Source organism: Streptomyces sp. NPDC002602 (assembly GCF_042889445.1).
Taxonomy (GTDB): domain Bacteria; phylum Actinomycetota; class Actinomycetes; order Streptomycetales; family Streptomycetaceae; genus Streptomyces.
Map to the genome: position 1 here is coordinate 126,682 of NZ_JBIAQX010000015.1, position 22,305 is coordinate 148,986.

Genomic DNA, 22,305 nt, shown 5'->3' on the forward strand with positions numbered 1-22,305 from the left:
CCATGACGATCAACGGCGGAATCTCCTTCTGGCACGCGACGGACGCCGGCGCCCCCCGGCCGCCCCGCACCCCCCTCACCGGCGACGCCACGGCCGACGTCGTCATCGTCGGCGGCGGCTACACCGGCCTGTGGACCGCCTACCACCTCAAGACCTCCGCACCCGACCTCCGCGTCACCGTCCTGGAGCAGAAGACCTGCGGCTACGGGGCCTCCGGCCGCAACGGCGGCTGGCTCTACAACGGCGTCGCCGGCCGCGACCGCTACGCCGAACTCCACGGCCACGACGCCGCGCGTAGCCTCCAGCGAGCCATGAACGACACCGTCTCGGAGGTCATCCGCACCGCTGCCAAGGAGGGCATCGACGCCGACATCCACCACGGCGGCGTCCTCGAAGTCGCCCGCACCCCCGCCCAACTGACCCGCCTCAAGGCCTTCCACGCCGCCGAGCTCGCCTTCGGCGAGAGCGACCGCGAGCTGTACGACGCCACCGACACCCGGGCCCGCGTCGACATCGCCGACGCCATGGGCTCCAGTTGGTCCCCGCACGGCGCCCGCGTCCACCCCCTGAAGCTCGTCCTGGGCCTGGCCGCCGCCTGCGAACGGCTGGGCGTCGTCATCCACGAGTCCACCCCCGTCACCGACATCGCCCCCGGCCGGGCGGTCACCCTCCACGGCACCGTCCGCGCCCCGTACGTACTGCGTTGCACGGAGGGCTTCACGGCCGCCCTCAAGGGCCAGAAGCGGTCCTGGCTCCCGATGAACTCCTCGATGATCGCGACGGCCCCGCTGCCTCCCGAGGTCTGGGACTCCCTCGCCTGGTCCGGCCGGGAGGTGCTGGGCGACATGGCGCACGCCTACATGTACGCCCAGCGCACCGCCGACGACCGCATCGCGATCGGCGGGCGCGGCGCCCCGTACCGCTTCGCCTCGCGCGCGGCCGGCGCCGAGAACACGGGCAGCACCGACCCCGCCACCGTCACCGCCCTCACCACCCTCCTGACCTCCTTCTTCCCGCAGCTGGCCGGTACGGAGATCACCCACGCGTGGTCCGGGGTACTCGGCGTCCCCCGCGACTGGTGCGCCGGCGTCACCCTGGACCGCCTCACGGGCCTCGGCTGGGCCGGCGGCTACGTCGGCTCCGGCGTGGCCACCTCCCACCTCGCCGCCCGCACCCTGCGCGACCTCGTCCTGGGCGACGCCACGGAACTGACCACCCTCCCCTGGGTCGACCACCGCGTCCGCCGCTGGGAGCCGGAGCCCTTCCGCTGGCTCGGCGTCCACGCCCTGTACGCCGCCTACCGCCGGGCGGACCGCCGCGAGAGCGCCACCGGCACCCCGAACACCACCGCCCTGGCCCGCCTCGCGAACCGCGTGTCGGGCCGCCACTGACCCCCACCGACACACGCCGAAGGCCCCGGACCACAAGGATCCGGGGCCTTCGTACCCGTTGAACTCTCCGGGTCGGCACGTGTCCGACCTGGGGTGGAGCCGCCTATCGGAATCGAACCGATGACCTGATCATTACAAGTGAACTGCTCTACCAACTGAGCTAAGGCGGCACATGCGACGCTGCGCGGCACGCAGAATCGCCTTCACTCTACACAGCCGCCAGACCGCCTCGCGAAGAACTTTCCGGGCCTCGTAACCCCTCGCCCCCACGTTCGTTCTCCGTACGGGAGTTCACATCCGACCATCGGACCGTAGGGCTGGGGGGAAGATCGTGGCAGCAGCCGCGGATCAAGGAACGCGCGTCGTCGGCGACGAGGCCGGACGGGTCAAGCGAGAGGTCCTGGGCATCCCCGACCAGCGCAAGCATCGAGGGCGCGCGGCCAAGCCGGTGGCCGGCCGGGTCAAGGAACCGGGAACACGACAACGCGTGTACCGCTATCGCTTCCATCCGACGGAATCACAGGCCCGACAGCTGGTTCAGACGTTCGGAGCCTGTCGGTGGGTCTACAACGAAGGTCTCGCCCTGCGCACGAACGCCTGGCGTGATCACCACGTGTCCGTGGGCTTCGCCGAGACCTCCCGCGCCCTGACGGGATGGCGGCGAGCGGAGGAGACGGCCTGGCTCCAAGACGTTTCGTCGACCGTGCTCCAGCAGTCGCTGCGTCACCTCGACTCCGCCTTCACCCGCTTCTTCAGGGGGACCGCGAGGCATCCCCGGCCCAAGCGCAGGCATCGATCGCGAGACTCGGCGACCTACGTCCGTACCGGCTTTCGCCTGCACGAGGATCCCGAGCGACCGGGCACGGGACAGGTCACCCTGGCCAAGCACAACGAACCGCTGGACGTGCGCTGGTCCCGTCCCATGCCGTCCGGTGTGACGCCGATCAAACTGACGGTGATCCGCGACCGGGCCGGCCGCTACTTCCTCCACGCCCTCGTGGAAGAACACATCGAGCCCCTGCCCGCCGCCTTCACTCCCGGCACGACCACCCCTCGGGCCGTCGGTCTGGATCTCGGCCTGGCCGCCCTGGTGACCCTGGACGACGGCAGCACGGCGGCGCACCCCGGGCTGTTGAAGAAGCATGCGAAGAAGCTGCGCCGACTCCAGAAGGATCTGCACCGCAAGCAGAAGGGATCGCGCAACAGAGGCAAGGCCCGGGAGCGGATCGCCAAGCTCCACGCCTCCCTCAGCGACGCCCGGCAGGACGGGCTCGACCAGCTCACCACCCGCCTCGTGCGCGAGAACCAAGTGCTCGTCGTGGAAGATCTGGCCGTCGCACAGCTGACCCGAGCTTCCTCCGGAGCCACGCGCCGGGGCAAGGCCGGGCTCAACCGGTCGATCCTCGATGCCGCGTGGGGCGAGTTCCTGCGCCTGCTCCGCTACAAGTGCGCCTGGTACGGCCGCACCCTGGTGATCGTGGACCGGTTCTTCCCGTCGACACGTCGCTGCTCCGCCTGCCGAACCAAGGGCGAGCGGCTCGACCTGTCCGTCCGGTCGTGGAGCTGCGCCGCGTGTGGGGCCACTCACGACCGCGACGTCAACGCCGCCGTGAACCTGCGTGACGAAGGACTGCGGTTGTACCGGCAGGTGGCCATGGCCTTGGCACCGGACCAGGCGGTGCCCGCCGTCATCCGAGCCTCGGAACTTCCTCGGTGTCCCACCACCTAGTGCTGTGACCGGGCATACGGGCCGACGGGCCGTCGGTCTTCTCGCCTGTGGAGTTCGCGTCAGTCCCTCCGGTGTGTCCCCCAGGGGCCGGCCGGCCGGCAGCGGACCGTGAAGCAGGAAACGTCGCTCGCGAGGGCGACAAGGGGAACAAGAGGAAACCCCTCTGCCCCGAGGTCAAAAATGCGTTGCTCTGGCCGGCCGGCCCTGCGGGCACCCAAGTCGCCGCCCTCCGGGTGCTGACAGAACGGGCGCGGCCGGGGTAGCGTCGGGCGGAGTCCGATTACTGGACTAGACCTTCCACTCGGATCGTCCGGCACGTTCCTGCCGGTAGAAGGGATTCATCACCATGGCTTCTGTCACTTTCGACAAGGCGACCCGGCTGTACCCCGGCGGCGACAAGCCCGCCGTGGACCAGCTCCAGCTGGAGATCCAGGACGGCGAGTTCCTCGTCCTCGTCGGCCCCTCCGGCTGCGGCAAGTCCACCTCGCTGCGCATGCTCGCCGGCCTGGAGGACGTCAACGGCGGTTCCATCCGCATCGGTGACCGCGACGTCACGCACCTGCCGCCCAAGGACCGGGACATCGCGATGGTGTTCCAGAACTACGCGCTCTACCCGCACATGTCCGTCGCCGACAACATGGGCTTCGCGCTCAAGATCGCCGGCGAGGACAAGGCGACCATCCGCCGCAAGGTGGAGGACGCGGCGAAGATGCTGGACCTCACCCAGTACCTCGACCGCAAGCCGAAGGCCCTCTCCGGCGGCCAGCGCCAGCGCGTCGCGATGGGTCGGGCGATCGTCCGCAAGCCGCAGGTGTTCCTGATGGACGAGCCGCTGTCGAACCTCGACGCCAAGCTCCGCGTGTCCACCCGTACGCAGATCGCCGCCCTCCAGCGCGACCTCGGCATCACCACCGTCTACGTCACCCACGACCAGGTCGAGGCCATGACGATGGGCGACCGCGTCGCGGTCCTCAAGGACGGCCTGCTCCAGCAGGTGGACACCCCGCGCAACATGTACGACCGTCCCGCGAACCTCTTCGTCGCCGGCTTCATCGGCTCGCCCGCCATGAACCTGGTCGAGGTCCCGATCACCGACGGCGGCGTGAAGTTCGGCGACAGCGTCGTCCCGGTGTCGCGCGAGGCGCTGTCCGCCGCCGCCGACGCGGGCGACCGCACCGTCACGGTGGGCGTCCGCCCCGAGCACTTCGACATCGGCGACACGGGCGGCCTGACCATCACCGTGAACGTGGTCGAGGAGCTCGGCGCCGACGGCTACGTCTACGGCTCGACCTCCGAGGCCGAGGGCAAGCAGGACATCGTGGTCCGCGTGAACGGCCGGCAGGTCCCGGAGAAGGGCTCGACCCTGCACGTGGTGCCGCGCGGCGGCGAGATCCACGTGTTCTCGACGTCCTCGGGCGCCCGCCTCTCCGACTGACGTCCACACGGCGGCGGATGAGCCGTGAACGGGTGACACGTCGAAGGGGCGCTCCGCCAAGGGGCGCCCCTTCGGCGCGAGTTGCGCGCGGCGCCGGCGCGGTCCGCGAGAACGGCGGCCGAACCCGCGCCGGCCCCGGCGCCCAATACCCCGCCAACCCCCGCGGGAACCCCGGCAGACCGGGCCATTCAGCCCTACTCGTCAACCCCCTATTCGAAAAACCACGTCGAACCATCCCCCGACCGAGTGACTAAATGTCGCCAAATCCTCACCGAGCGCTACTCTCGCCCTCGTGACCCACTCTGCCCGCCGTATCGGCCGTTCCCTCGCCCTGGTCCTGCCCGTCGTCCTGGTCCTGTCCGGCACCCTCGCGGTCACCATGGTCCCCTGGGCGGACACGTCCTCGTCCCAGGTCCTGACCGCGTCCGCCGAGGGTGTGTCCGTCCCCGCGAAGCCGCGCGCCGCACAGGACGTGCTGCGCGACAAGCTGCTCACCGAGCTGCAGGACGGCGCACAGCCCGGGGCCGTCCTGACGCACCTCCAGCAGGAGGTGGACCGGCGTCCATCCCTCGCCGCGCACTGCGTGGGCATCGCGCGGGCGCTCGGGCGCGCCGCGGTGGACGCGTACGGGCCCACGAAGGCCCAGTCGTTCGCCCGGCCCGTGTGCGACACCTCGTACGCGACCGGCGTCGCCTCCATGGGCTGACGCACGCCGCGTCGCCCTCCGCCGGAGTCGGGGCCTCCCTACTCTGACCGCCATGACCGACGTTCCCTCCGCAGCACCCCAATCCACCCATGACGCGGCCGCGTTCCCGGCCCACCCGACCCAGGCAGTGATCCTGGCGGGCGGCCAGGGTTCGCGGCTGCGCCCGTACACGGACGACCGGCCGAAGCCGATGGTCGAGATCCCGGGCACGGGCATCCCGATCATCGGGCACCAACTCGCCTGGCTGGCCGCGGAAGGGGTCACCGACGCGGTGGTGTCCTGCGGGCATCTCGCGCAGGTCCTCCAGGACTGGCTGGCCCGGGCGCGCCTGCCGCTGCGGGTGACCACGGTGGTCGAGGAGGAGCCGTTGGGGCGTGGCGGCGGCCTGAAGTACGCGGCGCGCCGGCTCCCGTACCCCGACGAGCCCTGGTACGCGACCAACGGCGACATCTGGACCCGGTTCTCGCTGCGGGAGATGGCGGCCTTCCACACGGAGCGCGGTGCGACCGCGACGCTCGCGTTGGCCCGTCCGCGGATCCCGTGGGGGGTGGTGGAGACGAACGAGTTCGGGCAGGTGCTGGACTTCATCGAGGCCCCGCCGTCGCCTTATCCGGTCAACGCGGGCGTGTACGTCTTCGGTCCCGAATTCACCGAACTCCTGCCCGAGTTGGGGGATCACGAGCGGACCACCTTCCCTCGGCTGGCCCGGGAACGTCGCCTGGCGGGCTTTCCGCTGCCCCAGGGCGCCTACTGGCGGGCCATCGACACCGCCAAGGACCTCACCGAGGCCGCGAGGGAGTTGGCCGCGCAGAGCGGCACCTGAGCGTTTCCCCTCTCGCCCGGGCGCTCTCCCGCCCGATCGTTCGCACCACGGAACCCGCCACCGAACCGGCGCGCGAGAGGGCCCGGCACGCTCCTCGCGCGCCGGGCCCTTTCGCGTTCCGCCGTTCCGTCGGGTCAGCCGCCGATCAGGCCGCCCACCAGACCGGGCTTCCTGGCCGGGGCGCCTCCGCTGCCGCCACCGCTTCCGTTGCCGCCCGTCGCACTGCCCGCGCTGCCGTTCCCGGAGGACGAGGACGGTGCCTTCTGCGGGCTGGACTGGCGCGGGGCACTGCTGCGCGGGCTGCTCTGGCTGCCGGCGCCGCGGGTCGCGGAGGGTGACTGCGCTCCGGCACCGGCGGTCTCGCGTGCCGGGGAACCGGTGCTGCCGCGGCTCGACTTGCTGGTCGGGGCGGAGGCCCCGGCCGACGGCGAGGCCTTCTTCGCGGGCTGCTTCGGGGTGGACTGTCGGGGCGACGGCTGCTGCTTGGTCGGGGTCTGCGGCAGCGGGGTCCCCGGCAGGTAGTTGCTGGGGGCGCGGCCCGGCCCGGGGACGGTGACCACGGCGGTGGAACGGACGGCGCCGCCGAGCAGCGAGCCGATGAGCAGGGTGAGTCCGCAGACGACGGCGGCCATGACCGCGCCGCGCCGCAGGACGCGCCGGCGCAGCCGCCAGACCTCGCTGCGCGGGCCGAGGGTGCGCCAGGCCTCGCCGGCGAGGCGTCCGTCGAGGGAGTAGACGGGGGCACCGGCGATGATCAGCGGGCTCCAGGCGGCCAGGTAGATGATGTCGGGCGCGTCGTAGGCGGGGACGGTCTTCCAGCCGACCGTCATCAGCAGGGCGGCCGACAGCAGCGCCCCGAAGCAGGCGGCGAACCGCTGCCACAGGCCGAAGACCGTCAGCACACCGACGATGACCTGGAGGAAGGCCACGCTGAGGCCGGCGCCGACCGGGTGGGCGAGCGCGAAGTCGCGCAGCGGTTCGGCGAGTGCCCACGGCTGGAGGGTGTGCAGCCAGGTCACCATGGAGCCGCGTTCGCCGCCGTCGAAGTAGACGGGGTCGCACAGCTTGCCCATGCCGGCGTAGATGGAGATGAAACCGAGGAAGACGCGCAGCGGGAGCAGCACGACGCCCAGGTTCATCCGGCGGCCGGGGTAGTACTGGGCCTGGGCACGGGAGTCGACGGAGGCCCGGCGGGAGTCCGCCCCGGTTCCACCGCCCGGCCCGTCGCCGTCGCGCGGGTCGTACGACAGGTCTCGTACGGCGGCCAACCGACGCGTCTCGTCCGGGTCTCCGTAGCTGCGCTGGCCGATGACGGTCGGCGTGGCGAGGGTGTTGTCGGCGAGGTCCTGCGCGAGGTCGACGCGCGGGATGGTCTGGGTGGCGCCGCCGTCGTAGTCGGAGCCGCGCCCGGCCTCCCGTACGGCCTGGAGGAGTCCCCCCATGGCCGCGGGGTCGCCGGGGGCGGCCTTGCCGCTCCAGACGACGGGGGCCCGGCGGCGGGTGGCCCCGGCGACGGCGGCCGCGGCCGCGACGCCGAGGACGGGGGCGCGGCCGGGGGCGTTCGCGGGCTTGGAACGCGCGCTCGGGCTCGGTGCGAGCCGCACGCGGAAGCTGGCGTGGTTGACGATGACCTGTGCGGGGTCGCACGGCACCTTGACCATGCTCAGCGCGGGCTGGTCGTCGAACCCTGACGTTCTGGTGTCCACACTCATCTAACCGAGTGATCAACGCTTAGGACACTGCCTTGACGTCAGGGATCTGTCCGAGACCCGTCAAGATCCCATCGGATGTGGCGAGATGGAACCAATGTTCGGCGGCGCGACCCCATCTGGTGGGAGAATCAAGGGAGTTGTGTCAGTCGGTCATCTGGGGGGAGCCGCACATGTCCATTCGCACGTCCGAACAGGAACAGTCAGGTGAACCGGAAGAGCCCTCCGCGGGGGCGGAAGGCCTGACGGCGGGGAAGGCATCCGCAGTGCGCTGACGGTGCCGTTCGCCGAGGCGGAGGCGATGGTCGCGGACGGCCGGATCACCGACGCCTTCACGATGGCGGCCCTGCTGCGCGCCCGTCTGGCGGGCCTGGGGAACTGACCCCACACCGGTGACCCGTACGCCGGTCCGCCGGAAGCCACCCCTGGGGGGCGTCCTTCCGACGGACCGGAGTACGAACCGGGGTACGGAGCGAAGCCGGCGATCAAGCGCGGTTCAGAGGCGGGGAGCCTCGGCACGGCGGCGTGCGGCCTCGTACAGGACGACGCCCGCGGCGACACCCGCGTTGAGGGACTCGGCGCCGCCGGGCATCGGGATCCGGACGAGGTAGTCGCAGTTCTCGCCGACCAGACGGCCCAGGCCCTTGCCCTCGGAACCGACGACGATGACGACGGGACCGGCGAGCGCCTCCAGGTCGTTCACCGTGTGGGTGCCCTCGGCGGCGAGGCCGACGATGGTGATGCCGGCCTTCTTGTAGTCCTGGAGGGCGCGCGTCAGGTTGGTGACGCGGGAGACCGGGGTACGGGCGGCCGTGCCGGCCGAGGTCTTCCAGGCACCGGCGGTCATGCCGGCGGCGCGGCGCTCGGGGATGACCACGCCGTGGCCGCCGAAGGCGGAGACGGAGCGGACGATCGCGCCGAGGTTGCGCGGGTCCGTGACGCCGTCGAGGGCGACGATCAGCGGGTCCTCGCCGTTGTCGTAGGCGGCGGCGGTGAGGTCCTCCGGGTGCGCGTACTCGTACGGCGGGACCTGGAGCACCATGCCCTGGTGGTTGAGCCCGTTGGTCATCCGGTCGAGCTCGGGGCGCGGGGCTTCCATCAGGTTGATGTTGCCGCGCTCGGCCGCGAGCTGGAGGGCCTCGCGGACGCGCTCGTCGTTCTCGATGAACTGCTGGACGTACAGGGTCGTGGCCGGAACACCGTCACGCAGCGCCTCGAAGACCGAGTTGCGGCCGACGACCATCTCGCTGGTGCCCTTGGGACCGCCGCGGCGCGGGGCCGGGCGGCGCTTGGCCGCCTGCCGGGCCATCGCGTTGCTGATGCGGTTCGCCTTGTGCTTCTTGCGGTCCTCGGCCTTGGGCGTGGGGCCCTTGCCCTCCAGGCCCCTGCGCCGCTGGCCACCGCTGCCGACCGTCGCGCCCTTCTTGTTGGACGTGCGGCGGTTCCTGCGCTGGCTGTTCCCGGCCATGACTTCTACCTGTTTTCGTTGGTGCTGCGGTGTGTACGTATGAAGAGTGTGCCGCCCGGGGGGCCGGGCGGCACAGTCGGACTGCTCCGGTGGTACTGCTCCGGTGGGCTCAGCGGGGGCCGAGCGTCCAACGGGGTCCCGTGGGGCTGTCCTCGATGACCAGGCCGGATTGCTGGAGCTGGTCGCGGATGGTGTCGGCGGTCGCCCAGTCCTTGCGGCCGCGGGCGGACTCGCGCTGTTCCAGGACGAGGCGTACGAGCGTGTCCACGGCGCCGTGCAGGTCCTCGCCCCGGTCGGTCTCGCCGGCCCAGTGCGGGTCGAGCGGGTCCAGGCCGAGGATGCCCAGCATGGCCCGCACCTCGGACAGGCGCGCGATCGCCGCGTCCTTGTCGTCGGCGGCCAGGGCGCTGTTGCCCTGGCGGACCGCGGTGTGGACGATGGCGAGCGCCTGCGGGACGCCGAGGTCGTCGTCCATGACCTCGGCGAAGGCGAGCGGCACCTCCGCGGCGGGCTCCACGGGGCCGCCGGCCTTCTCGATGACACGCTGGTAGAAACCCTCGATGCGCGCGAAGGCCGACTCCGCCTCGCGCAGCGACTCCTCGCTGTACTCGATCATCGAGCGGTAGTGGGGGGTGCCGAGGTAGTAGCGCAGGACGATCGGGCGCCACTGCTTGAGCATCTCGGAGACGAGGACCGAGTTCCCGAGGGACTTGGACATCTTCTCGCCGGACATGGTGACCCAGGCGTTGTGCACCCAGTACTTCGCGAACTCGTCGCCGAAGGCCTTGGCCTGGGCGATCTCGTTCTCGTGGTGCGGGAAGATCAGGTCGAGCCCGCCGCCGTGGATGTCGAAGGCACTGCCGAGGTACTTGTGCGCCATGGCGGAGCATTCGAGGTGCCAGCCGGGACGACCGCGGCCCCAGGGGGTCTCCCAGTCCGGCTCGCCGGGCTTGGTGGCCTTCCACATCGCGAAGTCGCGGGGGTCCCGCTTGCCCGTGATGCCCTTCTCGGAGGGCTGGCGCAGGTCGTCGATGTTCTGGTTGGAGAGTTCCAGGTAGCCGGGGAAGGAACGCACGTCGAAGTAGACGTTGCCGTCCGCCTCGTAGGCGTGACCGCGCTCGATGAGCGTGCGCATCATCTCGATCATCTCCGGCACGTGACCGGTGGCGCGGGGCTCGTACGTGGGCGGGAGGCAGCCCAGCGCGTCGTAGCCGTCGTTGAAGGCGCGCTCGTTCTCGTAGCCGATCGACCACCAGGGACGGCCCTGTGTCTCGGCCTTCGCGATGATCTTGTCGTCGATGTCGGTGACGTTGCGGATGAAGGTGACGTCGAGGCCGCGGTAGGCGAACCAGCGGCGCATGATGTCGAAGTTCAGGTACGAACGGACGTGCCCGATGTGCGGGGCGGCCTGCACCGTGGCGCCGCAGAGGTAGATCGAGACACAGCCCGGCGTGAGGGGGGTGAAGTCACGGATCTGCCGGGCGCTGGTGTCGTACAGGCGAATAGTCACGGCATCCAGGGTAGTGCGCGCGTAGCAGTGCCCCGCGACCCTTTGGGGACGCGGGGTGACGTTTGTGGCGCGAGACCCGGCGCGAACGTTCTCACTCGGGCGATTTCCCGCTGTTCGTCCGGTAGACGAGGGCCGTGGCGATGGCGGCGAGACCCTCGGCCCGGCCGGTCAGACCCAGGCCGTCGGTCGTGGTCCCGGACACGGCGACAGGGGCGCCCGCGGCGGCGGCGAGCGCCTTCTGTGCCTCTTCGCGCCGCCTGCCGATCTTCGGGCGGACGCCGATCACCTGGATCGCGATGTTGCCGATCTCGAAGCCCTCGGCCCGGACGATCCGGGCGGCCTCCGCCAGCAGGGTGACCCCGGCGGCGCCGGACCACTCGGGGCGGGAGGTGCCGAAGTGCGCGCCGAGGTCGCCGACGCCGGCGGCCGAGAAGAGGGCGTCACAGGCCGCGTGGGCGGCGACGTCGCCGTCGGAGTGACCGGCGAGGCCGTCCTCCCCCTCCCACAGCAGGCCCGCGCACCACAGTTCGCGGCCGGTCTCGAAGGCGTGCACGTCGGTGCCGATGCCGACCTGCGGGATCGGGATCAGGGGACTAGTAGGCATCGGTGGCCCTCCTGCGGGCGAGTACGGCCTCGGCGAGGACCAGGTCGAGCGGACGGGTGACCTTGAAGGCCTCTTCGTGGCCGGGCACCACCACGACGGTGACGCCCAGTTGTTCGACCATGCCGGCGTCGTCGGTCGCGCCCTCGCCCCGTACGGCGACCCGCTCGTGGGCCCGTACGAGAGTGGCGAGGTCGAAGCCCTGCGGGGTCTGCACGGCGCGCAGTCGGGCCCGTTCGGGCGTGGCGACCACCGGTTCGGGCTCGCCGGGCCCGCCGGGCTCGACCTCCTTGACGGTGTCGGCCAACGGCAGCGCCGGCACCACGGCGGGGGCGCCCCGACGGACGGCCTCCACGACGGAGTCGACGGTGTCCACGGGAACCAGCGGCCGGGCCGCGTCGTGGATCAGCACGGCGGTGACGTCGGCCGGCAGCGCGTCGAGCCCGGCGCGCACGGACTCCTGACGGGTCTCCCCGCCGGGCACCACGAGGATCTCGGTCCGCTCGGGCAGGGCGTGCTCGTCGAGCAGGCGGCGCACCTCGGGTGCGCCGTCGGGCGGGGCGACGACCACCACGAGGGAGACCGCGCGGGAGCGGGCCATCGCGCGGACGGCGTGGATCAGCATGGGGATCCCACCGAGGGTCCGCAGCGCCTTGGGGGCGCCGGGACCCAGGCGCAGCCCGCGCCCGGCCGCCGGGATCACGGCGGCGGTGCGGGGGGTACGCGTTTCGTCAGACATCAGTAGCTCCGAGCCAGGTTTGTGACTTCGGCCGACATGGGTATGGCCTCAAGGGTGCCGGGTGCGACGCCCTCGCCCCTTCCGTGACGACCGGTCGAGCCGGCTGCCCGGACCCGGCACGCCAGTGGGATCCGCACCTCGGTGAGGCTTGCACCACAGTGTGAAAACCAGCAGGGTGAAAAGCAGCAGGGTGGGCATCGCGGAGCGCGTTCCGCGGAAGTTCCGTGAAACAAGCAGCGCAGGCAGAACAAGCAGCGCAGGCAGTACGCACAGGCATGGGTACAGACATGCCGCAGCGCCCGGCGACAAGTTTCCTTGTCATCGGGCACCGCGGCACGACTGTGTACGACCGGTTGTGTGCGACCGGTGTTCGCGTCAGGACGCGAGAACCTCGTCGAGGAGAGCCTCGGCCTTGTCCTCGTTGGTGTTCTCGGCGAGCGCGAGTTCACTCACCAGGATCTGGCGCGCCTTGGCGAGCATGCGCTTCTCACCCGCGGAAAGCCCGCGCTCACGCTCACGACGCCACAGGTCACGCACGACTTCGGCGACCTTGATGACATCGCCAGAAGCGAGCTTCTCCAGATTTGCCTTGTAGCGCCGGGACCAGTTCGTCGGCTCTTCGGCATACGGTGCGCGAAGCACCTCGAAGACCCGGTCCAGCCCGTCCTGGCCGACTACGTCGCGAACGCCGACGAACTCCGCATTGTCCGCAGGCACACGAACCGTCAGGTCGCCCTGGGCGACCTTGAGCACCAAGTAGGTCTTGTCCACGCCTTTGATCTGACGAGTCTCAATGGCCTCGATCAGCGCGGCCCCGTGATGGGGATAGACCACGGTGTCGCCAACCTTGAACGTCATGTGACAGGTACCCCTTCCGTGGCTATCCAGGGTAACACGAGAACGGACTGTTATGAATGGCGTTTTCGCAGGTCAGGGCCCATCTCGGGGCTTGACAACAGCGAGGCGAACGTGCTGCGGAGGGCTTCCGGAAGGGGGTAATCGCAGGTCGGAGGCGCTGTGCGGACCAGGAGAAACGGCCACGTTACACCTGACAGGCACCCCGTCCAGTGTGATGTACATCCCGTTTTGCCCGTTTCCGCAACCGAAAACCCGACTACTCCGTTCGACTGGCGGGCGGACGTACGGAGCGGTTCCGGCCCAATCCCCGAATTGATCATCGAGGGGTGTTCGAGGGAATCCCGGAATTGATCACCGAACGGCCCGCGCACGATATGGGGAATGCGAGATCACGGACGGATCCCCCGAAGATCGCGGGGTGATCGCGGAACCGGCGCAGGGCGGCCGGCGCACTGCGGAGGGTCGGGTGCGGGGGCGGGGCGGCGGCTCGGTAACCTAAGCGCGCTGACACACCCTTAGGACGGCTTTACCTCAGCCGCCCCAGGGGGAACCTCCCAGCGCACTGGCTGGGGGCGTCCACCCTCCGTCCGAACGTCCAAGGAGTTGCCGCCGCCGTGAGCCGCAGCCTTCGACGCGGCGCCCTCGCCGCTACCGCCGTCGTCTTCTCGATCGCTGCGCTCGCCGCATGCGGAGCGGGCAACAACGCCCAGACCCTCGAGATCAAGCCGGACAACGCCGCCATCACCAAGGGCGACATCAAGATCCAGAACGCCCTGGTGATCACCCAGAGCGAGCAGGACAAGAAGGGCCCGGCGGCCGTCTCGGCGACGGTCTTCAACACCGGCACCCAGGCGCAGACCCTTGACGGCATCACCCTCGCGGGTGGCAAGAGCAAGGTCGTCCTGAAGAACGCCGAGGGCGCGGGCAAGATCACCGTGCCTGCCGGCGGCTCCATCGTCCTGGGCGGCACGGGCAACGCCTCCGCCGTGGTCGTGGGCGGCCGCGAGGCCGTCGAGGACGGCAACGTCCAGAAGGTCACCTTCCAGCTCAGCAGCACCGGCGACGTGGCGCTGGACGCCTTCGTGGTCCCGGCCGCGGGCATGTACGCGGGCTACGGCCCGACCGTGGCCCCGGTCGCCGCGCCGAGCCCGTCGGCCTCCCCGTCCGGTTCCGCCTCCGGGTCCCCCTCGGGCACCCCGTCCGGCGGCCCCTCCGGGTCGGCGGCGGGCACCCCGTCGGGCGCGGCCTCGGGCAAGCCCTCGGGTTCCCCGTCGCAGAGCGCCGGGCACTGAGCCCCGGCCGTCACGACGTACGTACGGGAAGGGCCCCCGACCGCTCCGGCGGTCGGGGGCCCTTCCCGTTCTCGGTTGTGCGGTCCGATCCGACACGGGTCGGACCGGGTCGGGTCGGATCGGCGGCGCCGGTCTACGGCTCGAACTTGTAGCCCAGGCCGCGCACGGTGACCAGGTAGCGCGGGGCGCCCGGGTCCGGCTCGATCTTGGCGCGCAGGCGCTTGACGTGGACGTCGAGGGTCTTGGTGTCGCCCACGTAGTCGGCGCCCCAGACCCGGTCGATGAGCTGCATGCGGGTCAGTACGCGGCCCGCGTTGCGCAGCAGCATCTCCAGCAGGTCGAACTCCTTGAGCGGGAGGTCCACCTTGCCACCCGAGACGGTGACCACGTGCCGGTCCACGTCCATCCGTACCGGACCGGCCTCCAGGGCCGCCGGGGTGACCTCCTCCGGCTCGCCGCGGCGCCGCAGCACCGCGCGGATGCGGGCGACCAGCTCCCGCGAGGAGAAGGGCTTGGTGACGTAGTCGTCGGCTCCTATCTCCAGCCCGACGACCTTGTCGATCTCGCTGTCCTTGGCCGTCACCATGATCACGGGAACGTTGGAACGGCCGCGCAGTTGCCGGCAGACCTCGGTGCCGGGCAGGCCGGGGAGCATCAGGTCGAGGAGCACGAGGTCGGCGCCGTTGCGCTCGAACTCGTCGAGCCCGTCGGGCCCGGTCGCGGCGATCGCGACCTCGAAGCCCTCCTTGCGGAGCATGTAGGACAGGGCGTCGCTGAAGGATTCCTCATCCTCGACGACGAGCACTCGGGTCACGGAAGGACCTCCGGGGCAGGGATGGCTGTTTCTGTTTCAAGCAGGGGTCGGGCGGGTGCGGGGGCCGTCGCAGGGGCCTGCGCGGCCGCTTCGGGCAGGCGCAGGGTGAACGTGGAGCCCTGGCCCTCGGAGCTCCACACCGACACCTCCCCGCCGTGCGATGCCGCCACGTGCTTCACGATCGCGAGGCCCAGTCCGGTTCCTCCCGTGGCGCGGGAGCGGGCCGGGTCCACACGGTAGAAGCGCTCGAAGACACGCTCGCGGTCCTTCTCCGGGATGCCGATGCCCTGGTCGGTCACGGCTATCTCGATCAAGTCTCCTCCCGGCGCGGTGACCCGGCGCGCGGCGATGCCGACGCGGGTCCGGGCCGGGCTGTAGTTGACGGCGTTCTCCACCAGGTTTCCGAGGGCCGCCGCCAGCTGCCCCCGATGCCCCCACACCCGCAGTTCGGCGGTGCCGCCGGCGGCCATGGTGATCTGCTTGGAAGTGGCCGTGTGGCGACAGCGGTCGATGGCCTCGGCCACCAGGGTGTCCACCCGCACGGGCTCGGCGTCCTCCAGGGCCTCGTCGTTCTGCACCCGGGAGAGGTCGATGAGCTCCTGTACGAGGTTGATCAGGCGGGTGGACTCGATCTGCATGCGGCCCGCGAAGCGGCTGACCGCCTCGGGGTCGTCGCAGGCGTCCATGACCGCCTCCGAGAGGAGGGAGATCGCCCCGACGGGGGTCTTCAGCTCGTGCGACACGTTCGCGACGAAGTCGCGGCGCACCGCCTCGATGCGGCGGGCCTCGGTGAGGTCCTCGACGAGCAGCAGCACCAGGCGGGAGCCAAGCGGTGCCACGCGGGCGGAGACCGCGAGGGCCTCGCCGCGGCCGGTGCCGCGGCGGGGCAGGTCCAGTTCGATCTGTCGTATCTCGCCGTCCCGGCGGGTGTCGCGCGCCATGTGGAGCATGGGTTCCACGGCGAGCTTGCCGCCGCGGACCAGCCCCAGCGCGTACGCCGCCGAGCTGGCCTTGACCACCGCGTCGCCCTCGTCGAGGACGACGGCGGAGGAGCGGAGCACGGACAGCACGGTGTCCACGCCGGGCGGGAGCACCGCGTTGATGTCGGGGCGCATGGAGCTCCGGGTGGGGCGGGCCTGGTCGCGCTCGCTCCAGCGGAACGCCAGCATCGCGATCACACCGGTGCAAAGACCGGCGATCGCTGCAGCTGCGGCGACCGCCGCGTTCACGTCCATGCACCCAGGTTAAGCAGGTGCAACGACACTTCCACAGCCGTTCGGGTGGCAGCTCGAACACTCGTCGCCCAGAGTTCACCCTGGCGACGGGGTTGATTCACTTGCGGTGCCGGAGTCGGACGCGTTCGAGGCCCACCGTGGCAACGTGAGGCAAGAAGCCACGCAGCGATAGGGCAGTAGTAGTAGTAGTAGTAAGAGTCCGCGACATCAGCGGGCGAGCAGTCGAGAGAGGGACCACCATGCGCGACGCGTACCACGAGGAACTGGACTCGATCGGAGAAAGCCTGGTCGAGATGGCCCGGCTCGTCGGTTCCGCGATCGGGCGGGCCACGACCTCCATGCTCGACGCCGACCTGAAGCTGGCCGAGAGCGTCATCGCCGGGGACCAGAAGGTCGACGATCTCCAGCACGACCTGGAGGCGCGTGCCATCGCCCTGCTGGCCCGGCAACAGCCGGTCGCCACCGACCTGCGCATCGTCGTGACCTCGCTGCGGATGAGCGCCGACCTGGAGCGCTCCGGCGACCTGGCGCAGCACGTGGCGAAGCTGGCGCGGCTGCGGTTCCCGGACACGGCGGTGCCGCGTGACCTGCACGCGACCATCCTGGAGATGGGTCAGTTGGCGCAGCGCCTGATGGCGAAGGCGGCCGAGGTCATCATCACGAAGGACGTCGACCTGGCCCTCCAGTTGGAGCAGGACGACGACGAGATGGACCAGCTGCACCGCACGCTGTTCCAGCACCTGATGGACGACCGCTGGAAGCACGGCATCGAGACGGCCGTCGACGTGACGCTGCTGGGCCGGTACTACGAGCGGTTCGCGGACCACGCGGTGTCGGTCGCGAAGCGCGTCGTGTACCTGGTGACGGGTGAGCACGCGGACGAGCTGCAGCAGCCCACGCAGGTGGAGGGCATCTGACGCGTGTGACGTGTGTGATGCGTCGGACGCGTGTGATGCGCCGGACGCGTCGGACGGGGTCGGGGCGGGCGTAGGGCGGGGTGGGTGGCGTTCGCGTCCGGGGCGGGCGCCGGCGGGTCGGGGCGAGCCCCAATGCGCCGTTGACGCGCCGGTGCGGCTGGGCATGAATGAGGCGAAGGCACGAAGGCACGAAGGCACCACGCCGTACGACGACGACCTGTGCGCACGCCGCCTGCGAGGAGGATCCATGTCCGATTCCCCCGTCCCCATCACCCCGGAACACGAGCAGCCGCAACCCCGGGAGCCGCTCCGTCTCCCGTTGCTCGCGGCCTGCGGATGCGGCTCCGGCTGCGGCTGCGGCTGCCAGTCCGGCGCCCCCTGCCAGTGCGGCGGCTGACCCCGCCCGCCGGATCCACGTACGCGAGGGCCCCGTCCGACCCCGTCGGCCGGGGCCCTTCGTGCGCGCGAACTCCCTTGAAAGAGAGCTGAGTTCACCTGGATAACACGTACGGGATCCCCGTGTGACCTAGGTTCGACCCGTGGACTTCTTCGCGCGCTTCTGGTGGGCCTTCGCACTGTTCGGTGTGTTCGCCGGTGTGGTCACGGTCGCCTCGGTGATCCGGTTCGTGCGCGAAGGGCCCGCCCCCGACCCGGTGGACACGGCGATCCGGATGACCCGTCCGATGTTCTGGGCCGGCAGCTCGCTGCTGATGTTCGGCCTGGAGTGGACGGTGCTCCCACTGGTCTTCGTCGGCCTCACGATCCAATGCGCGGCCGACGTGTCCCGCTTCTCCCTGCGCCGCCGCTCCGCCTCGGCCCGCGACAGGCCGTGACGGGGGCGCGGCGGGCCCCGTAGGCCCCTTAGGCCCGAAAATCAGCGGCGCTCCACCCACTCCGCATGCGACCTTGCCGCATGGACGAGAACACCGCGGCGCCCCTGACCGTCGCCGACAGTGAGATCCTCGCGGGCCGCACCATCTCCGCGATCAAGACCATCCACGAACACCTCGGACGCTCCCTCCAGGAGGCCGTCCTGGCCTACCACGACCGCTGGGAAGTCCTCCGGCGCGAACAGCCCGATGCGTTCGCCGAGGCGCTCGACGACCACTGAACGGGCTCCGTGCCCACCGCTTCGGCTGCTCGCCCGATCTCCGCGGCCCAGCCCGGGGCGCCGGGACATCGCCGGCGCCGCGCCGTCCGTGGGCCGTGGAAGGGGGATCTACTCCGGGGACAGAGCTGACGCCCTCTTCATCACCAGGCACCCGGCCGAAGAGAGGACCTCGACGCCATGCGCGGTCGGTGAAGGCACCGACGGTTGAGGCCAGAAGGGTGATCCCGTGGACCGCCGAGCGGGTCTTCGCGGTGCAGGCGGATGCCGGAGCGGTATCGCGCGCCAGTGGACCTGGGTGCCGGGTGTGGGCTGCGGCAGGGCGAGATCCTGGGCATCGACGTGGACGCGATCGACTTCGCCGCGGACACGGTGCACGTGGTCCAGCAGCTCAAGCTGAGCCGGAGCAAGCCCGTCTTCGCTCCCCCGAAGGGCGGCAAGCTCCGGGACGTGCCGTTGCCGGGTCCGGTGGCCGATGCGCTGCGGGCGCACATGAAGCGGTGCCCGCCTGTCGCGATCACCCTGCCGTGGGGTGTGGCGGGTGGGCCGCCGGCGACAAAGCGGCTCCTGTTCACCGCGCCGATGGGCGGCCACGTGTGGCGGGGCATGTTCAACGCCGACCAGTGGAAGCCGGCCCTCGCCGCCGCGGGCGTCATCGCGGAGCGGGAGGAGGGGCAGGGGAGCTATGCCGCCGCCCGGGAGCACGGGATGCATGCGTTGCGGCACTTCTACGCGTCGGTGCTGCTGGACGCAGGGGAGAACGTGAAGGCGCTCGCCGAGTACCTGGGCCACTCGGACGCAGGCCTCACGCTGCGCGTCTACGCGCATCTGATGCCGAATAGCCAGGAACGAACACGTCAAGCCATAACAAACACCTACCGCCGCCCACCCTCGCAGTAGCCTCTACCGACGGAGCGACCCGAACCCCCACCTCCTCGATAATGCATTTCATTGCAATGCATTACACGGGCAGGCATTTCAACGAAATGCATTACGGGGAGATGCGCCTCTGAGTGCCACAAGGATCGACACCCCAAGACCCCAAGACCCCAAGACTCCAAGGGTCGAGGGGTCGAGGGGTCGAGGGGTCGAGGGGTCGAGGGGTCGAGGAGCTGCGAGCTCGACGGCTCCGGCATAACTAGAATGCAGCAAATAGCCGTCACGCCCTTCCGCCTGGGAAGGTTGCGAATGAGGCAGAATTTCCTCTAGAGTCCCCGAAAAGGAAAGGCCGCCTCATGCAGGAGGCGGCCTCATTTCCCAGAAGCATGTCCGCCATGACCTGAACTGACTGCACTGGAAGGTACCCATGGTCTCACAGTGGGGCTTAGCGATCGACGTACGCCTGCGCGAATCTCAGTCCATCTTGATCGGCATCGGAGGCGCTGCACTGGCAGTCTGGGCGAGCGTGCCACCCGAGATTGCCGCGATGTGTGCTGGCCCGATCATCTGTCGCGCACGGATCTCCACGTTGAGGCCGCAGCGCCGAAGGATCTGACAGACGGCCCATAGACGGCCCCGGCACAACGAGAAGCCCCCCACCCGCCGGGAAACGGCAGGTGGGGGGCTGTTCCGTGTGTGGGGTTACTTCTTGCCCTGGTTCTTGACGGCCTCGATGGCGGCCGCCGCGGCGGCCGGGTCGAGGTAGGTGCCGCCCGGCTTGAGGGGCTTGAACTCGGCGTCCAGCTCGTAGGCGAGCGGGATGCCGGTCGGGATGTTGAGGCCCGCGATGTCGGCGTCGGAAACGCCGTCCAGGTGCTTGACCAGGGCGCGCAGCGAGTTGCCGTGCGCGGCGACCAGGACGGTGCGGCCGGCGAGCAGGTCCGGGACGATGCCGTCGTACCAGTACGGCAGCATGCGGACGACGACGTCCTTGAGGCACTCGGTCTTCGGGCGCAGCTCCGGCGGGATGGTCGCGTAGCGCGGGTCCTCGGACTGCGAGTACTCCGTGCCGTCTTCGAGGGCCGGCGGCGGGGTGTCGTACGAGCGGCGCCACAGCATGAACTGCTCCTCGCCGAACTCGGCGAGGGTCTGGGCCTTGTCCTTGCCCTGGAGGGCGCCGTAGTGGCGCTCGTTCAGGCGCCAGGAGCGGTGGACGGGGATCCAGTGGCGGTCGGCTGCCTCGAGCGCCATCTGCGCGGTGCGGATCGCGCGCTTCTGGAGCGAGGTGTGCACGACGTCGGGGAGCAGGCCGGCGTCCTTGAGCAGCTCACCGCCGCGGACCGCCTCCTTCTCGCCCTTCTCGTTGAGGTTGACGTCCACCCAGCCGGTGAACAGGTTCTTCGCGTTCCACTCGCTCTCGCCGTGGCGGAGGAGGATCAGCTTGTACGGTGCGTCGGCCATGCGTACGAGCCTAATGGACGCCCCGGGGCGCTCGCGCGCGGTGTCCAGGGGCGTCGGGGGCCTTTCGTACGGGCCGCGCCGGCCCGCCCGCACGGGTCTCGGGACCCTCTCGTTCGGGCCGCGGGAGGGGCTCGTTTGACGCTCGGCGTCAATTGACTGGCGGGGCACCTCGGGCGTTCGTAGCCTGCGGAAAGCCGTAGAGACGCTTACGTAGAGACGCTTACATCTGGTCCATCTCCTGGGGGAATCCGTATGTTCACAGATCGTTTGACACGGATTGCCCGGGAAAGCGTGGGGGGTCTTCCGCGCGCGTTCTGGTGGCTGTGGACGAGCACCCTCGTCAACCGGCTCGGGGCTTTCGTCGCGACGTTCATGACGTTGTACCTGACCCTGGAGCGGGGATACTCGGGCTCGTTCGCCGGTCTGGTGGTGGCCCTGCACGGGCTGGGTGGTGTGGTGTCCTCGCTGGTCGCGGGGGTGATGACCGACCGGTTGGGGCGGCGGCCGACGCTGGTGGCGGCGCAGGCGTCCACGGCGTTCTCGGTGGCGCTGCTGGGCTTCATGGAACACCCGGCGGCGATCGCCGCGGTGGCCCTGCTGGTCGGCATGACCTCGAACGCCTCGCGCCCGGCGGTGCAGGCGATGATGGCGGACATCGTGCGGCCGGAGGACCGGGTCCGGGCCTTCGCGCTGAACTACTGGGCGATCAACCTGGGGTTCGCCGTGTCCGCGACGGTGGCGGGGTTCATCGCCGAGTACAGCTACCTCGCCGGGTTCCTGGGCGAGGCCGCGCTGACCCTGGTGTGCGCGGTGCTGGTGTTCGTGAAGCTGCCCGAGTCCCGGCCGGAGAAGAGCGCCGCGGAGAAGGCGGCGGCCGAGCCGGAGATCGGGATGGGGACGGTGCTGCGGGACGGCCGGTACATGGGTGTGGTCGGGCTGTCGTTCCTGATCTCGCTGATCTTCATGCAGGGCTCGTTCGGACTGCCGCTGGCCATGGGCGAGGCCGGATTCTCCACGGGTGACTACGGACTCGTCATCGCCGTGAACGGGGTGCTGATCGTGCTGCTCCAGATCCCTGTCACCCGATTCATCGAGCACCGGGACCCGCGGATGCTGTTGGTCCTGTCGGCGCTGCTGGCCGGGTACGGGTTCGCGCTGACGGCCTTCGGCGGCGCCGTGTGGAGCCTGGGGCTGGCCGTGTGCGTGTGGACGCTGGCCGAGATCGTGAACTCGCCGACCCAGATGGGGCTGGTCGCCCGGCTGTCCCCGCTGCACGGCCGGGGCCGCTACCAGGGCATGTACACGATGTCCTGGGCCGTGGCCTCGCTGGTGGCGCCCCTGATGGCGGGGTTCACGATCGACCGGTTCGGCGCTTCCTGGCTGTGGGCCGGCACCGCCGGTCTGGGCACGGTGGCGGCGCTGGGCTACTGGCTGCTGATGCGCAACCTGCCCGAGGTGGGCGAGTCGGCGGCGCCGGCGGTCGCGGTGGTCGAGGCTCCGGTCCCGGCCCAGGTGCCGGCGGCCCAGCCCGCCGCGGTGGTCCAGGCGCCTACGCCGGAGCGGACTCCGGCCGCGACCCCGGCCGAACTCTGACGCGGCCCGCCGCGCCGGTGCCGCGCGGACTCGCGCG

Annotated in this window: 20 protein-coding genes, 1 tRNA gene and 1 pseudogene; 12 read left to right on the plus strand and 10 right to left on the minus strand. The window is 70.6% G+C overall.

Annotated elements, in window-relative coordinates; translation table 11 throughout:
* Positions 1-2: 2 nt before the first annotated feature.
* Positions 3-1,391, plus strand: a complete 1,389-nt coding sequence (locus ACFYW3_RS30305) for an NAD(P)/FAD-dependent oxidoreductase (protein WP_389387939.1) — start codon at positions 3-5, stop codon at positions 1,389-1,391.
* Positions 1,392-1,485: 94 nt separating this feature from the next.
* On the opposite strand, the gene ACFYW3_RS30310 is transcribed toward ACFYW3_RS30305, so the two are convergent.
* Positions 1,486-1,561 (minus strand) — tRNA-Thr (locus ACFYW3_RS30310).
* 161 nt (positions 1,562-1,722) lie between these two features.
* On the opposite strand from ACFYW3_RS30310, the gene ACFYW3_RS30315 reads away from it, so the two are divergent.
* From ACFYW3_RS30315 to ACFYW3_RS30330, 4 genes are all read left to right on the plus strand, one after another.
* Positions 1,723-3,120: an RNA-guided endonuclease InsQ/TnpB family protein gene (locus ACFYW3_RS30315; protein ID WP_389387940.1), complete on the plus strand. Its 1,398-nt coding sequence runs from the start codon at positions 1,723-1,725 to the stop codon at positions 3,118-3,120.
* Positions 3,121-3,466: 346 nt separating this feature from the next.
* Complete coding sequence (locus ACFYW3_RS30320) at positions 3,467-4,555, plus strand: sn-glycerol-3-phosphate ABC transporter ATP-binding protein UgpC (protein ID WP_351753545.1); 1,089 nt, start codon at positions 3,467-3,469, stop codon at positions 4,553-4,555.
* Positions 4,556-4,847: 292 nt separating this feature from the next.
* The gene (locus tag ACFYW3_RS30325) at positions 4,848-5,261 is read left to right on the plus strand and encodes a hypothetical protein (RefSeq protein ID WP_351381448.1); all 414 of its coding nucleotides are present in this window, start codon (positions 4,848-4,850) and stop codon (positions 5,259-5,261) included.
* A 52-nt stretch (positions 5,262-5,313) separates the two neighbouring features.
* Positions 5,314-6,084, plus strand: coding sequence for an NDP-sugar synthase (locus ACFYW3_RS30330; protein ID WP_389387941.1), 771 nt, complete (start codon positions 5,314-5,316; stop codon positions 6,082-6,084).
* A gap of 134 nt (positions 6,085-6,218) precedes the next feature.
* Here the strand turns inward: ACFYW3_RS30330 and ACFYW3_RS30335 are convergent, their stop codons facing one another.
* The 6 genes from ACFYW3_RS30335 to ACFYW3_RS30360 all read right to left on the minus strand — a co-directional run bounded on the left by ACFYW3_RS30335 (position 6,219) and on the right by ACFYW3_RS30360 (position 12,969).
* The gene (locus tag ACFYW3_RS30335; RefSeq protein WP_389387942.1) at positions 6,219-7,796 is read right to left on the minus strand and encodes a DoxX family membrane protein; all 1,578 of its coding nucleotides are present in this window, start codon (positions 7,794-7,796) and stop codon (positions 6,219-6,221) included.
* A 493-nt stretch (positions 7,797-8,289) separates the two neighbouring features.
* The gene (gene rlmB / locus ACFYW3_RS30340; protein ID WP_351753537.1) at positions 8,290-9,261 is read right to left on the minus strand and encodes a 23S rRNA (guanosine(2251)-2'-O)-methyltransferase RlmB; all 972 of its coding nucleotides are present in this window, start codon (positions 9,259-9,261) and stop codon (positions 8,290-8,292) included.
* Between the two features lie 109 nt (positions 9,262-9,370).
* On the minus strand, positions 9,371-10,771 hold the full coding sequence (gene cysS, locus ACFYW3_RS30345) for a cysteine--tRNA ligase (protein ID WP_351753534.1): 1,401 nt from the start codon (positions 10,769-10,771) through the stop codon (positions 9,371-9,373).
* 91 nt (positions 10,772-10,862) lie between these two features.
* A complete protein-coding gene (gene ispF / locus ACFYW3_RS30350) occupies positions 10,863-11,375 on the minus strand; it encodes a 2-C-methyl-D-erythritol 2,4-cyclodiphosphate synthase (protein WP_329443523.1) in 513 nt (170 codons plus the stop codon).
* Positions 11,365-12,111, minus strand: a complete 747-nt coding sequence (ispD, locus tag ACFYW3_RS30355; protein WP_351753532.1) for a 2-C-methyl-D-erythritol 4-phosphate cytidylyltransferase — start codon at positions 12,109-12,111, stop codon at positions 11,365-11,367. Before ispD ends, ispF begins: the two co-directional genes overlap by 11 nt.
* Positions 12,112-12,486: 375 nt before the next feature.
* On the minus strand, positions 12,487-12,969 hold the full coding sequence (locus ACFYW3_RS30360) for a CarD family transcriptional regulator (protein WP_003953493.1): 483 nt from the start codon (positions 12,967-12,969) through the stop codon (positions 12,487-12,489).
* Positions 12,970-13,583: 614 nt separating this feature from the next.
* On the opposite strand from ACFYW3_RS30360, the gene ACFYW3_RS30365 reads away from it, so the two are divergent.
* Positions 13,584-14,261, plus strand: a complete 678-nt coding sequence (locus ACFYW3_RS30365; RefSeq protein ID WP_389387943.1) for a DUF461 domain-containing protein — start codon at positions 13,584-13,586, stop codon at positions 14,259-14,261.
* Positions 14,262-14,394: 133 nt separating this feature from the next.
* Here the strand turns inward: ACFYW3_RS30365 and ACFYW3_RS30370 are convergent, their stop codons facing one another.
* The gene (locus tag ACFYW3_RS30370; RefSeq protein WP_030009598.1) at positions 14,395-15,075 is read right to left on the minus strand and encodes a response regulator transcription factor; all 681 of its coding nucleotides are present in this window, start codon (positions 15,073-15,075) and stop codon (positions 14,395-14,397) included.
* Positions 15,072-16,310 carry a cell wall metabolism sensor histidine kinase WalK gene (locus tag ACFYW3_RS30375; protein ID WP_053680830.1) on the minus strand — a complete coding sequence of 413 codons (1,239 nt, stop codon included), beginning with the start codon at positions 16,308-16,310 and terminating at the stop codon, positions 15,072-15,074. The genes ACFYW3_RS30370 and ACFYW3_RS30375 overlap by 4 nt, the downstream gene beginning before the upstream one ends.
* Before the next feature lie 239 nt (positions 16,311-16,549).
* Between ACFYW3_RS30375 and phoU the strand changes: the two genes are divergently transcribed.
* The 5 genes and pseudogenes from phoU to ACFYW3_RS30400 all read left to right on the plus strand — a co-directional run.
* Positions 16,550-17,227, plus strand: coding sequence for a phosphate signaling complex protein PhoU (gene phoU / locus ACFYW3_RS30380; RefSeq protein ID WP_053680829.1), 678 nt, complete (start codon positions 16,550-16,552; stop codon positions 17,225-17,227).
* A 247-nt stretch (positions 17,228-17,474) separates the two neighbouring features.
* Positions 17,475-17,624 (plus strand): hypothetical protein, encoded by a 150-nt coding sequence (locus ACFYW3_RS30385; protein ID WP_199826583.1) that lies wholly within the window; start codon positions 17,475-17,477, stop codon positions 17,622-17,624.
* 142 nt (positions 17,625-17,766) lie between these two features.
* Positions 17,767-18,060, plus strand: coding sequence for a hypothetical protein (locus ACFYW3_RS30390; protein WP_389387944.1), 294 nt, complete (start codon positions 17,767-17,769; stop codon positions 18,058-18,060).
* A gap of 80 nt (positions 18,061-18,140) precedes the next feature.
* Positions 18,141-18,338, plus strand: coding sequence for a hypothetical protein (locus ACFYW3_RS30395; protein ID WP_389387945.1), 198 nt, complete (start codon positions 18,141-18,143; stop codon positions 18,336-18,338).
* Between the two features lie 179 nt (positions 18,339-18,517).
* A pseudogene (locus ACFYW3_RS30400) lies at positions 18,518-19,235 on the plus strand (tyrosine-type recombinase/integrase); the annotation flags it as partial.
* A 681-nt stretch (positions 19,236-19,916) separates the two neighbouring features.
* On the opposite strand, the gene ACFYW3_RS30405 reads toward ACFYW3_RS30400, so the two are convergent.
* Positions 19,917-20,675, minus strand: a complete 759-nt coding sequence (locus ACFYW3_RS30405) for a phosphoglyceromutase (protein WP_351753521.1) — start codon at positions 20,673-20,675, stop codon at positions 19,917-19,919.
* Between the two features lie 252 nt (positions 20,676-20,927).
* On the opposite strand from ACFYW3_RS30405, the gene ACFYW3_RS30410 reads away from it, so the two are divergent.
* A complete protein-coding gene (locus ACFYW3_RS30410) occupies positions 20,928-22,268 on the plus strand; it encodes an MFS transporter (RefSeq protein ID WP_351753518.1) in 1,341 nt (446 codons plus the stop codon).
* The last annotated feature ends 37 nt before the right edge of the window (positions 22,269-22,305 follow it).